Raw genomic sequence first — 14,240 nt, 5'->3', positions numbered from 1 at the left:
GACGATCAGGCAACCCACGTCGGGCCCTACGCCGAGGACTTCGCCAAGCGCTTCGGCGTCGGCGACGGCAAGACGATCAGCGTCATCGACGCCGTGGGTGTGACGCTCGCCGCGGTGAAGGGCGTGGCGAAGAAGGTCGATAGGCTGGAAGCCAAGGTCTCGCGGCTCGCGAAGAAAGGGGTGAACGATGCCTAGATTCAACCTCGGCGCTTTCGCCGGCGGGCTCGCGGGAGGCTACACGCTTGCCCAGAACCTTGACCTCGCGCAGAAAAAGGAACAGCGCGAACAGGAGACGCATGATCTCGTCACGCGCATCCGCAAAATTGGCCTCGGGCGCTTGGAGAAGGAAGAGCCGCTCTTTGACAAGGAGCTGCAGCTCCGCGGGGCGAAGCTCGACTTCGACATCAATGAGCAGGGCTTCAAGAACCAAATGCAGGGCTTCGAGCAGCAGACGCGGCGCCTGCTCGCTGACAATCAGCGCTTGCAGGCTGGCATCCAGGGCCAGCAGCTTCAGGCGCAGCAGCAGCGGCTTCCCGACGAGCTCGCCGTTGCCCGCGAAGAGCTGAACAACAAGGTGCTCGATGCCATCAAGCGCCAGACCGCGAACGTCTGGAACGTGCTCAAGCTCGGCAACAAGTCGCTCGCCCTCGAAATGTTCAACAATAGCGCCCTCCTCATGCCGGGCGAGAAGGCGAAGGACTTCTCGATCGAGGACGTCGAGACGACCGGTCCCGATGGGGGCACGTACGCAAAAACAAAGGTGCTCGTCATCCACCCAGAGAAAGAGGGCGCCAAACCTATCCGGGTACCGGTGCAACAACTGGACGCCTTGGCAGAGCAGTTCGGCGCGCGCTACGAGAAGGTCGGCAAGTCGCTCGTGCGGATCAGCAAGGACGGCAAGGTGACGCCGATCTTCTCGGACGACGAGTTCGCCGCGACATCGGAGGGCGACATCTACTCCAAGCGCACGGGCCTTCCGCCGGCGGCTGCGGGCGTCAACGTCCCAAGGCTCCCAGGCGCCAGCCGCAAGGAACAGACCTACCTCGACAGCCGCGTGAAGATGGCGATCGACAAGGTGATCCTGCCGAAGTACGGCGGGCGCTTCGAGGGTGGCATGTTCTTCCCGGACGAAAAGAACAAGGAGGTCGCGCTTCGCGCCACGCAGCTCGTGGGCGAGTACGTGCGCCAGGGCATGGACCCGGAGGCCGCGGGCGTGAAGGCCGTACAGGAAGCCGAACGCGAGAAGGCGCTGAAAGAGGTCAGCGGAGCGCCATCTGGCAGCGGCTACACCGGACCAAGACCCTGGAAGCAGTAGATGCGCATCCCGCTCGGCGACATCGACAGCGGAATCAATCCGCTTGAGCCCTCCGCGGCGCGCGTCGCGCGTAGCGGCATCGGCTTTCCGGTCGAGACACCGGAGGAGCGGCAGCAGGCCTATCGGCGAGCACTCGATACCAAGCTCGCCGAGCTTGCGCGCGGCGACTACGAAGGCGAGGAAGGCCGGGCGGCGCTTGAGCGAGACATCGCGCACACCGCGCGGATGGCCGGCGTGAATCTGACGAGCTACCGGCCGCAACCGCGTGGGGTCGCGCTCGACGATGCCGCGCTCGGGGAGGTGCCGGGCCAGGCGTCTGGGGCAGCGCCTCAGGCGGCCCCGAGGGGCCGGTCAAAACCGCCCACCTGGGACGAGGTGCTGCGGCGCCCCGAGATGCAGCGGCTCTCGGCCGATGAGATCGAGGCGGCGCGCAACCAGTATTTCCTGGACGTGGTGGCGCCGCTCGTGCCTACGGAGCAGCTCAAGGCGGCACGCGAGGCATTCGATGCCGACACCAAGCCGGGGCCGATCCAACGGGCTATCGGCGCCTTGAAGGACGCCGCAAAGGAAATCGAGAAGGAGGGCATCGTTCAGTGGCTACGCCCTGGGCCGCCCACGACCGAATTCGGCAAGGGCGTGGAAACCGGGGTGACCGGCGCGCACCAGATGGTGACCGCGGCGGCGATGATCCCGTTCGTGAGTGCGCTTCAGCATCTCGACAAGACGCTCGCCGCCTACGACGAGATCGACCTCGGGCGCTGGAAGCCGACTGTTTCCAAAATGGGCAAATTGCCGAGCTACGCCGAAGAGCAGGCGCGACTCTACGCCAGGGCGGATCCGGAGACCCGCAAGCTCCTGCGCGAAAACGCCCTTCGATCCGTCGCGGAAAACACGCAGATCCGCGATGCGCTGCTCTCGAGCTGGAAAACCTACTCGGACCACATCCGGACCACTCAGGGACGGGTTCCGAACTTCAGCGACGCGAAGGACGCGAAGGACTACGCCGACTGGTTCGCCTTCAACTTCGGGCAGGGATTGCCGTATACGGCCTCCTTCATACTCTCTGGCTTGCTCGGCGGCACGCCGGCACTCATGGGTGCCGCGGGCGTCATGGGCGCGGGCGACATCGCGAGCGAGCAGCTCGAGAAGCGCGGGGAGATCAACCCGAGCGAGGCCGTGACCGGAGCGGTTCCCTACGCGGCAATGGAGTTCGTCGGCGTGCCGCTTCAGGTGGCGCGGGCTTTCCGTGGCATACCACGGGAGACGCTCGAACGGCTTGCCAAGAGCTACTTCATGCGGCTGGGGCGCGAAGTACCGGAAGCGGCCGGCAGGGAGTTCCTGAACGAGGCTGGGCAGGAAATCGTCAAGGACCTGGCGATCGCGCAGAAAGGCGAGCCGATCGTCACGGAAGAGGCGCTCAAGCGGTGGTTCAACTCCGGCATGGGTGGGCTCGCCGGCGGCGCGCCCTTTGGTGCCATCTCGGCGATCCCGGGGCCGAAGCGCGGAGCCGAGCCACCGCCGACCGAACAGCAGCCTGCGGGCAAGCCCGAGAAGAAACCCGGCTTTTTGAGCCGCCTCTTTGGCCGCGGAGAGAAGTTTGAGTCCGGAGCGGAGGCAGAGGATGTGCTCGGCGGCGAACCCGCCCAGAGGCCGGCACAGCCCGCCGCACCTGCCTCAGAACCGGCGGGCGTGGAGTCCATGCTTGCCGATCCGAATGCGATCTTCCAGGCGGTGAAGGCAAAGCCTGCCGTTCTCGAAACAGTGGCTCAGGCGATGCGGGATCTGCCCGAGTACAAGCAGGCGGCGCCAGATGTGCAGTTTGATCTCGATGCCGCAGTGCGTTCGATCCAGGCCGATCCGAAGGAGATCTTCCGGCTCGCGGCGGCGAAACCCGGGATCTACGCCACGGTGGCTGATGCGCTCGAACAGAACGCGAAGCTCAAGCGGGGCGGTGTGCGCGGCAGCAAGGAACCGCCCGCAGGTTCTCCAGAGGCGCCGGCACCGGAAGACCGCAAGCAGTCCGGGCAAGCTCGCACGCAAGGCGCGGTGACGCAAGACACCGGAGAAGGGGGTCTTTTCACCGGCACGAAACCCTTAGATGCGGTCTGGACATCCGCCGGCGTTGATCGTCCGGTGAAGGTGACGCGGTTTCTCGGTACGCGCGATGGCGAGGACTACTTCGAGATCGAGGGCAGCGATGCAGGGATTCCTGGCCGCGAGCTCAAGGCGCCCGCGGGTGCGCTGGAGGCGTTCAAAGAGCGTGCGCAGGCCGAAGCACGGCCCGAGGAGCCTCTGAAGCCGCCGCAGTTTGTGCGCGGTCGCAAGACGCAGTTCGCGACCGAACGGGGGTCCAAGCTCGAAGGCGAGTTCGCGGTCGTGGATGCCGACGAGCTGGTCACCTCGCACGATACGGCACTCAACGAGAATCCGCGTTATCCGCGTGAGCTGCAGCCGCGCGATCGCAGCCGTAACGCGAGCGATCTCCAGGTCGCACGCATCGCGCAGAACCTTCAGCCCGACTTCCTCGCGGAGTCGCCGCAAGCCTCGCAGGGTGCGCCTATTGTCGGCCCCGACGGCATCGTCGAGTCCGGCAACGCCCGCAGCATCGCCTTGAAGCGAGCCTACGACGCCGATGCGCCGCAGGCGCAGGCCTACCGCGAGTGGCTCGCCGCCAACGCCGAGCGCTTTGGCCTAGACCCGCAAGCTCTGGCCGGCGTGAAAAAGCCGGTGCTGGTGCGGATTCGCACTACCGATGTCAACCGGGCCGAATTCGCACGGCAGGCGAACGAGTCCAGCGTCGCCCAACTCTCGCCGCTGGAGCTTGCGCGCGCCGACGCCGCGCGGTTGAAATCCCTCGACGACCTTGCGGCGGGGGATAACGGCGAGCTCAACACCGCGCAGAACATGCCCTTCATCCGGCGCTTCATTGGATTGCTCCCCGTCACCGAGCAATCGGCGCTCGTCACCGCGACCGGGGAGCTTTCTCAGGCCGGCATGACGCGGATGCGCAACGCCATCCTCGCCAAGGCCTACGGGGGCGGGGACACGCTGATGCGCATGGTGGAGTCGCCCGACAACAACATCCGCAACATCACCCACGCGCTTGTCAAGGTGGCGCCGCGCGTCGCCAAGGCCCGCGAGTCGATCGCCGCAGGGGCCCTGCACGACCTCGACATCACCGAGGACTTGCTGAAAGCCGTGGAGTCGCTTTCGCGGCTGCGCGCCGATCGCAAGGACGTGGGGCAGTGGCTCGCGCAGATCAGCTTTTTCGAGGCTGAGGCGTCGCCCGAGTTCAAGGCGCTGCTCACGTTCCTCGACGAGAACAGCCGCAGCCCGCGGCGCATCGCCGAGTTCATCGAGCTCTACTTGGCCTCGGTCGAGGCCGCGGGAAGCCCGGCGCAAGGGTCGATGTTCGGCGAGCAGGTGCCAACACGAAGCGCTATCATCGAACAGGCAAAGAAAGGACTCTCCCGTGAGCCAGAGCAAAGCGACCTCCTACATGGCCGAGAAGGAGCGGCTGCTGCGCCTGCCGGCGAAAGACAGGAAGCGCGAGGCGGCGGAGGCCGCACGGAAGTACCCGGGACTTCTCAGCCTCAAGCGCCGGGTCGACAAGAGCCCGCGGGCGAGGGCCGCGGTGAAGGCGGCGCTCGGGCGCCTGAAGGCGCTGTAGCAGAAGCCAGAAAGAGCCCCGCCGCTGCGGCGACCGAACAAGCGTTCGGCGCGACCAACAAGGTCTTCACCGCTGACGCTGCCGCGCGCGCGCGCGAGGTCCTGCGCAAGAAGCTCGGCCAGATCAATGTCGGCCTTGACCCCGAAGTCGTTCAGGCCGGGATCCAGCTCGCCGGCTTTTACATCGAGGGCGGTGCGCGCAAGTTCGCAGATTTCAGCGCGAAGATGATTGCCGACCTGGGCGAGGCGGTGCGCCCGTACCTGAAGTCGTGGTACTTGGCGGTGCGCAACTATCCTGGCTTCGACAGCGCTGGCATGCAGTCCGAGGCCGAGATCGAAGCCATCGAGAAGCAGAAGGAGAAAAGCGATGCCATTCAAGAGCAAGGCACAGATGCGGGCGGCGTTCGGCGGGTATCTCGGCCCCGGGATGAAGGCGAAGGCGAGGCAGTGGGCGAGGGAGACGCCGGACATCGAGAAGCTGCCGGAACGCAAGCGCAAGAAGCGCCGGAAGATGCCGAAGTACGACGCGGCCAAGCAGGCGAGGAAGGGCGTCGGCCGGTCGTAGGCGACACACGGGAATTCGAGGGCGGCTATTCGGCTCGGATCACGAGAATAAACCAGTACGGCGATGGGCACCACGTCGTCGTCGAAGTCCTCCGCAATCGCCTGCGAGTGTCCCAGGTCGAGGGCGATGGGCCAAGCGACAGCGCTGCCGCAGCCAGGGCGTTCGAGCGGGCTGCGGATTACGTCACCGCTGGAACGCGATGGGATGGCGCCAGTGTAGACAAGCGCATCGAATGGGTCACGCGCAAGGGATGGGTAACGGCCAACGGCTACATTACCGGGCACGGCCAGAAGATTGCCGAGTCGCCGTGGACGGCGCTTTCCCCTGCCGCGCAACGGCTGCTGAAGAACGCCATTGCGGAAGACGAAGGGCGGGAGCCTCCTCAAACGCCTGAAGCCGAGCGGCCAGCGGCGCCCGAATCGGGTGCACGCCCGGAAATTGATGAACTGAGGTTCAGCGCCAAGGCACGCAAGGCCCTTGCCGTGCTGCGCGACGGTGGTTACTTCCGCAAGCAGCTCGAGCGTGTTTTCGGAGGGCGAGAACAGTTCGTCACGAGGCTGAGAGACAAGAACGGTACCGTCGTCCCGGGCATCGGCCCCAAGACCTTCTTCGAGCTTCAAAAGCTCTTGCGGCGCCGCGACGTCCCGTCCGGTTCGACGTTCCCCGAGGAATGGGTGCTCTCCGAGTCCGAAACCGAGCGACCCGCGGCGGAGCCTGGCAAGAAGCTATCTCCTGATCAGGTGGCAGCGCTCGCGACCGAGTTCTCGAAGACGCTCCTTGCCGGGACCGCCCTCGGCAGCATCAACGAGGCCCGCACGATCGCCGCGCGCGAGCTGAAGCAGCCGATCAAGCCCGGAACGGTGCTCGCCAAGCAGACCGATGAGGCCCTGGAACTCGGCATCGTGCTCGCCGCGCGCGAGATCGTGAAGCGCATGCGAGCGCAAGGCGCGACAGACAAGGAGATCTACGCCGCCTTGGTCGATCTCTACGAGCGACAGCCGAACCTTGCCGTGCGGACCTCGACCTCGGTGCGCGATCAGGCGTACTCGACGCCGGTGCCGCTTGCCTTTCTCGCCTCACGGCTCGCCGGAATCGATGAGCATACCAGGGTCCTGGAGCCAACTGCCGGCAACGGCATGTTGCTGATCGAAGCCGACCCAGACAGGGCCGTCGCGAACGAGCTGAACAGCGACCGCGCGGCCGCCCTGGAGGCGCAGGGTTTCACGCCTTCGCGCATTGACGCTACCGCGCTGCCGAGCATGGAGAAGGTGGACGCGGTCATCGCCAACCCGCCATTCGGCTACGTGAAGGACGAGCAGGGCCGCAACCGTGAGTGGAAGATCAACGAGCGCTACACCACCAACCAGATCGACCACGCGATCGCCCTGAAAGCGCTCGAAGCGATGGCCGACGACGGCCGTGCGGTGCTCATTGTTGCGGCGCCGCACGACCTCAAGGCCGGCGAGGCGCGTGCCGAGGCGTACAACGGCAGGAACCTTCGGGCGTTCTATTTCACGCTCTACGGGGCGTACAATGTCGTCGACCACTTCACGGTGGCCGGCGACCTCTACGCTCGTCAGGGGGCCGCCTGGCCGGTGGACGTGCTGGTGATTTCCGGCCGCGGGAAGTCGGCCAGAACCTTGCCGGCTGCGCAGGTGCCCAAGCTCTATGAGAGCTGGGAAGAACTGGCGGAGAAGCTCGATGTTGCACGACGGCTTGACGAAACAACTCGAGGAGCTCGGCGACCGAGCACTGAAGCTGCTGCTCAAGGTGCCAGAGAGCGAGCGCCGGAGCCTGCAGCGCTGGGCGGCGGAGCAGCTCGAGCAGAGGGGCCTGTTCAGCGGCCCGGTGGAGGAGGACCCGCACCAGTTCGTGGCGGACGCGCTGCGGAACAACCCGCTGCTGGAGGACTGGATGTCGGCGCGCATGGTGAGCCACGAGAACCTGCTCGAACAGGAGAGCTTCCAGGAGCTGATCGAGGCCCTGACACCGGCGTACCACGACAGCTAGAAGACGTCGAGAAGGCGCCGTCGCGGCGCCCCATCTCGACACGCTTCAAGGCGGGCGACAAGGTCAGATTCCGCTCGCCCTCAACCAACCAGCAGGTCTACGAGATCTGGCAGGTCAGCGACGACGGCGCCAGGCTCAAATTGCACGAGCCGGCTCCCAAGCACTGGCGGAATGCAGAGGATTTCGAGCTCGTTGAGGCACGCCCCCTCGACGAGACTGAAAAGGTCCAGCGTGAACAGGTAGTGCGCCGGCGCGAGGCCGAGACCGAGCACCAAGTGCACTACGAACCGAGCTCGAAGGTGTCCTCGATCGGCACGCTGGTGCCGGCGAACATGAAGAGCTCGATCGCCGAGTCGCTTGCCGCGCTCAAGGAACGGGTCGGGGATCTCGACGAGTACGTGGCGAAGGAACTCGACTACCCGGTCGGGCACATCGGGCGCTACTTCAGCGCCGAGCAGGTCGATGCTCTCGCGCTTGCGCTCGACGCGCTCGGCAAGCGCGCCGGTTTCATCGTCGGTGACGCGACGGGCGTTGGCAAAGGAAGAGTCGTCGCCGGCATGATCCGCTGGGCGATGAAGCACGGCAAGACGCCGATCTTCGTCACCGAGAAGCCGAACCTGTACGGCGACATGGTGCGGGACCTCACCGACATTGGCATGCCGCACGTTCGCATCCTCATGACCAACTCCAACGCCGAGATCCCGCTCGATGACGAGGCGGCGGCGTGGTGGGCGGAATGGGAAGAGGAGGCGCTGGCGGCGAAGGCGGCCGGCGAGCGTCCGCGGCGCCGGCCGCCGGTCGAGAGCCGCCCGGGCAAATGGCTCAAGACGACGGCCCAGCAGCCCAAGGTGCTCCAGGAGGTGATGGAGAAAGGCTCGCTTGGCGACTACGACGTGATCTTCACGACCTACAGCCAGATGCAGACGGTGCAGGGCAAGCGCACGGTGCGCATGGATTTCCTTGAGCGCTTCGTTCAGGGCGGAATGCTGATCATGGACGAGTCGCACAACGCGGGCGGCGATGCGCAGGAGTCCGACGCCGAGCAAGCCGGCCGTCGGGGGGACGAGGGACTGAAGCGCTCTGTCTTCGCCCGCGGGTTGATCCGGCTGGCCGACGGGGTGTTCTATTCCTCCGCGACTTACGCGAAGCGCCCGGAAGTGATGGATCTGTACGCGGCGACCGACATGGCGCTCGCGGTAGATAGCCCCGCGGCGCTCCCCGAGGCCATCCGCGCGGGCGGCGTGCCGCTTCAGCAGGTCGTGGCGTCGATGCTCGCGAAGGCGGGGCAATACATCCGGCGCGAACGGTCCTTCGCCGGCGTGCGCTACGACACCCGCACCGTCGCCGTGAACAGGGAGATCGCTGAGCGCATTTCGGGCTTGATGCGGGCGATCAGCGCGTTCGACACAGCGAAAGCGCCGGCGATCGCGCGCATGCGCAAGGAAATCCGCAAGGAGGCCAAACAGGTAACCCAAGACGGCTCCGCCGGAGAGGCCGGCGTGTCCTCGACCAACTTCACCTCGATCATGCACAACATGGTGAATCAGATGCTGCTTGCGCTGAAGGTGGTGCCAGTAGCGGACCTCGCGATCGAGGTGGCGAAGCGCGGCGAGCGCCCGGTGCTCACGGTCGCGAACACCATGGGTTCCTTCATCAAGGCATACGTCGAGGAGCACGAGCTCAAGGCGGGCGACAGGATCGCGATCAGCTTCAAGGACCTCTTGCTGCGCTACCTTGAGCGCTCGCGCGAGGTGCTGGTTGGTGACCCCTTCGGCAAGAAGGAGCGCCACCGGCTCACCGACGAAGAGCTCGGCGTGGCGGCGGTGAACCTCTACAACAGAATCCGGGAGGACATTCTCGCATCCGACTTCTCGGAGATCCCGCTCTCGCCGATCGACTATCTGAAGCACCGCATCGAGCGGGCCGGACTCACGTTCGGCGAGATCACGGGGCGTCATCACCGCATCGACTATTCCGGGCCGGAGCCGATCTACACGATGCGCCCGGCGAGCGACTCTTCGGTGGCCGGGCGGCGGGTGACGATCAAGAAGTTCAACGACGGCCTGATCGACGTGCTGCTGCTCAACCAGGCGGGGGCGACGGGACTGTCGCTCCATGCCTCGGAAAAGTTCAAGGACCAGCGCCGGCGCCACATGATCATCGTGCAGGCCGAGGCGAACATCGACACCCACATGCAGATGCTCGGGCGCGTGCACCGAACGGGGCAGGTGGTCGAGCCGGTTTACACCCAGTTGGTCGCGGACATCCCGGCCGAAAAGCGCCCGGCGGCCGTGCTCGCGAAAAAGATGGCGAGCCTGAACGCGAACACGACCGCGGCGCGTGGCTCCGCGCTCACCGCGCGCCAGGTGGTCGACTTCATGAACGAGTACGGCGACGAGACGGCCGCCCAGCTCATGGAGGACCACGAAGAGTGGCACAAGATCATGGGCTCGCCCCTGAAGGGCGATGACGAGGGTGCGGGGCTGAGCCGCAAGGACGCGATCCGCAAGCTGACCGGGCGGATTCCGCTCCTTCGCATCGCCGAGCAGGAAGAGCTCTACAACATGCTCGAGGACGAGTACCGCGCGCTCGTGGAGGAAAAGGACCGTCTCGGCGAGAACCTGCTCGAAGCGAAGACGCGCGAGCTGGACGCGAAGGTCCTGAAAGCTGTCCCGATCACGCAGGGCAAGGGCGGATCCAGCCCGTTCGCAGCAGGCGCGACGGCGGAAATCGTTGACGTCAAGAAGATCGGCAAGCCTTTCACGAGCGAAGAGCTGCTCGGCATCTTGCGCCGCGAGCTCGGTCAGCCAGAGGACGCGCCGTTCAGTGTGCTGAGCAGGGCCGGCATCGCGCGAGCGGAGGAACTGCGGGAATCCTTGGCAGCCGAGTGGCAGCCCTACGTCCAGGAGACGCTCGACAGCTTGCACGATCAACGCCACCGCGACGCGACCGGGGCGCGCCTGCGCGGTGCCTACGAGCGCCTCGATCACATCCTTGCACAAGCCGCGCTCGGGCGCCCGCTCGTGCTGGACACGCGCTTCGGCAAGGTGCCGGCGGTGGTGACCAAGGTCGAAAAGAAGGGCAACCCGAAGAATCCGGCGGCGCTCGGGGCGTGGAAGTTCACCTTCGCGGTCGCGGACGCCATCCGCCGCGTGACCATCCCAGCCTCGCGCATGTACGCCGCGGGCGACCAGCCGCAGAACGCGGTCGACACCGGATACGTGGTGCTCGACGAGTATCGGCCGGGCGACTGGGGAGGCAAGCGCACGCTCGAGCTGTTCGACGAAGCGCAGTCCCACAGCCGCGAGCAGCGCGTCATCATCACCGGGAACCTGCTTGCCGGCTTTGGCAAGTTCTCGAACGGCCAGATCATCCACTTCACGACCGACAGCGGCGAGATCCGCCAGGGCATCCTGATGCCGCGGCGCTTCGACGTCGACCGAGCGCTGAACACCATGCCGATCGAGTTCCCGAATGCGGAAAGTGCAATCGGGTTCCTTGATCGCATGGCCGGTCAGGCCGTGCTCGAGTCCGTCGAGGAAAAGCTCTTTCGCCTCACTGGCTCGGGCAACGAGTACCGGCTCGTGGTCGCGAAGGCGCGCGAGAAGGGCGGCGTGATCTACCTGAACAAGGAGATCATCCGGGCCGCAGGGCGGGACTTCGTCTCGGCGGGCGCATCCATGCGGCTCGACGAGATGGATCGGCAGACCGCGGTCAAGGTACTACAGGCGATCATGGACGCCGGGCACCGCGTCCACACGAAGGCGTTCAGGCAGGAGGCGAAGGACTATCTGGAGGCGAACGCACCGCGCACCGAAGGGCCTGCGTTCCAGCGCCAGGCCGGTACGCGCGAGGCGGGTTTCCGGCGCGAGGCCGCAGTCGCCGGCATGCCGGTCAGGAGGGTCCGCGAGCTCGCCGATCGCATCTCCGGTGCGTGGGCGAACGCACCCCGTTTCGTCGTCACCAAGACCCCGGCGCAGTGGCCCTTCGATGCGCCGGATGACGCCAAGGGGGCATTCTGGCGCGGCACGGTGTATCTCGCCGCCGACCATCTGGCCGGCGAGCGAGACGTCCAGTTCACGGTGTTCCACGAAACCCTCGGGCACTACGGACTGCGGGGGTTCTTCGGCAAGGATCTGGATCCGGTGCTACGCGAACTCTGGATTCGCGACACCAAGCTCCGCCGTGCTGCCGCGGACTGGATGTCGAAGAACGAGAAGCGGCCCGAGTGGAGTGCCGAGGACTACCGGCTACAGGCGATCGAGGAGGCCCTAGCGGACCTTGCGGGCAGCGGCCGGACGTTCAACGGCCTCAGAAAGCTGATCGTCAAAATTCAGGACTGGCTGCGCAGGCATGGATTCGACTGGGTCGCCGACTGGCTGGAGCGCCTGTCTGATGCCGAGGCGCTGTCGGTGCTGGCTCAGGCGCGCTCATTCGTCACCGAGGGCGGTAAGGCGCACATCTACACGCCGGAATTGGAGGCGAGCCTTTCGCGTCTTGGTAGGTGGTACTACTCGGAGCTTGCCAAGCAGATCGCCGGTTTGACGCTCAAAACGGCCCCGCCAGCCCAATGGCGGGGCATCATCCAGAACCTGAAGGGCGTCAAGAAGGAGGAGGTCGAGTGGACCGGTGTGCTCGACTGGCTCGCCATGCAACAGGGCACGGTGAGCCGCGAGGCGGTGCTGGATTATCTGGCCTCGAACGGCGTGCGCGTCGAGGAAGTGGCGCTCGACACGCGGGAGTCCGTGGAGCGCGACGCCGAACGCGCAGCCGACGAGCTTCATGCGAGGGGCTACAGCGTCGTATACGATGAGGTAGCGGATGGTGTCAGCGCCCCAGTCGCGATTACCAGGAGAAGCGACGACCAAAGCTACACCCCCGGTCATTCTTTAGAAGGTGGCGATCTACCGCTCAGCGAGTTGCCGCCCAATATCAGAGAGATGGCAGAGCGCCTGTTCCGAGAGACGGAGCAGAAACGCGAGCGCTTGGTAGTACGGTACGAGACGTACACCCTTCCCGGCGGCAAGAACTACCGTGAGCTGCTGCTTAAGCTGCCATCACATCAACGTGTTGATGCGCGCGATGTTGCAAAGGAGTTTGGGTACGGGCCAGATGAGCCGCTGCCGAGAGAAGTTGTTGATGAGATTCAGCGTCGCATAGACGCTGCCGACCGGATACGCGATGCGGAATTCGAGTCGCCACACTGGGACGTGTCCAACATACTTGCCCATATCCGGCTCAACGAGCGCACCGATTCCGAAGGCGCGCGCGTTCTGTTCATAGAAGAGATACAGAGTGACTGGTCACAGCAAGGGATGAGGAGGGGGTTTTCGAGGAAACTCAATATCGATGGATGGCAAGCACAACCAGACGGCAGTGCGTGGAGAGTGACAAACGCTCAAGGAGGATACGAAGGCCGCGCAGTAGCATCCTCCGCAGAATTTGCGATCCAGCAAGTTGCTGCTGTCCGCGCCAGCGGCATTCCGCGAGCCCCCTTCGTCACCAAAACAGAATCGTGGGTGTCTCTTGCTCTGAAGCGCATGATCCGCTACGCAGCGGAGAACGGGTTCGAAAAAATCGCGTGGACGACAGGTGAGCAGCAGGCCGAGCGCTATGACCTGAGCAAGCACATTGCCGAGATAATCTATGAGCGCATTGACGGCCCGGGCGAGCCGACGTACGTGATCACTGGACGACAGCGCACTAGGTACGGCTATAAGTCAGTGGACTTAGGCGCACATTCGGCCGCAGAGCTCCCGAAAGTGGTAGGCAAAGAGATTGCGGCCCGCATCATCCGTGGAGAAGGCAAGCCGGCAGCCGAAGTCACGCCTGTGCGCCTCATGGGTAGCGACAAGGTGGTGTGGGAGGTCGTACAGGCTGGGCGATTGCTTGGCGAATTTCAGACCGAGGAAACGGCTCGGCAGAAAGCGCGCGAACTAGTCAAGAGTCGGTTGCTGGAAGGGCTAGATCTGAAGATGGGCGGGCACGGCATGCGCGCCTTCTACGACCGGATCGTGCCAAACGTGGCAAACGATGTGCTGAAGAAGCTCGGAGGCGGGCGCGTCATTCCCATCACGATCAAGATCGGCCGCGAGAAGAGCGAGCAGCCGGGATTCGAGATAACCCCGGCCCTGCGCGAGAGGGCGATGGCCGGGATGCCGCTATTTGCCCGTCGTGAGCAAGCGCCGCGCGAAAGCTGGATCGAGTCCTACCGGCAGGCTGCAAGAAAGGCGCTGGATCGGCTGGAAGCCACGTTCGAGCCGATCCGCCGGCTGCCGCAGGCACCGCAGTACCTGAAGGATCGCTACCTTGCCCTTGGCAAGATCGCCAAGGTTGACGAGATCGCGCGTGGTATTCGCAGTGCGTTCTCTGAGGCGACCGAGGAGGACAAGCGCGCTGCCTACGAATATCTGACCACCTTCGACGCAACGCCGGACGCGATCAAGGACCCCGCGGTACGGGCGAAAGCCGCGGAAGTAAAGCGGCTCATCAACTCGGTGGGTGATGCACTGGTGGCGCGGTGGATGCTTTCGCCTGAGGCTCGTGAGGCGCACCGCGATGCGTACCTGCCGCGGCTCTACCTCCGGCACCTGTTGACCGAGGCGGACTGGAAAGCCCTCGGCAGCGGCAAGAAGGTCTCCGACATGGGGTACCTCAAGCAGCGCAAGGACATCCCCGAAG

General features: G+C 65.2%; 3 protein-coding genes. All 3 read left to right on the top strand.

The window, feature by feature from the left end; genetic code table 11:
- Positions 1-195 (top strand): hypothetical protein (locus VNM24_11260; protein HWQ39164.1); only part of this gene is annotated, 195 nt, incomplete at its 5' end.
- Positions 188-1,315, top strand: coding sequence for a hypothetical protein (locus VNM24_11255; protein ID HWQ39163.1), 1,128 nt, complete (start codon positions 188-190; stop codon positions 1,313-1,315). The genes VNM24_11260 and VNM24_11255, both read left to right, overlap by 8 nt.
- A partial coding sequence (locus tag VNM24_11250; GenBank protein ID HWQ39162.1) for a strawberry notch C-terminal domain-containing protein occupies positions 1,316-14,240 on the top strand: 12,925 nt, incomplete at its 3' end.

This window comes from Burkholderiales bacterium, from assembly GCA_035560005.1.
Lineage (GTDB): Bacteria > Pseudomonadota > Gammaproteobacteria > Burkholderiales > Eutrophovitaceae > DASRFY01.
Note: the sequence above shows the minus strand (reverse complement) of the source record. Positions and strands in the feature narration are given on the sequence as shown.

What these genes read in the sequence shown, in the direction of transcription:
- VNM24_11255 (HWQ39163.1), top strand. Translation starts at nt 188, where the DNA reads ATGCCTAGATTCAACCTCGGCGCTTTCGCCGGCGGGCTCGCGGGAGGC.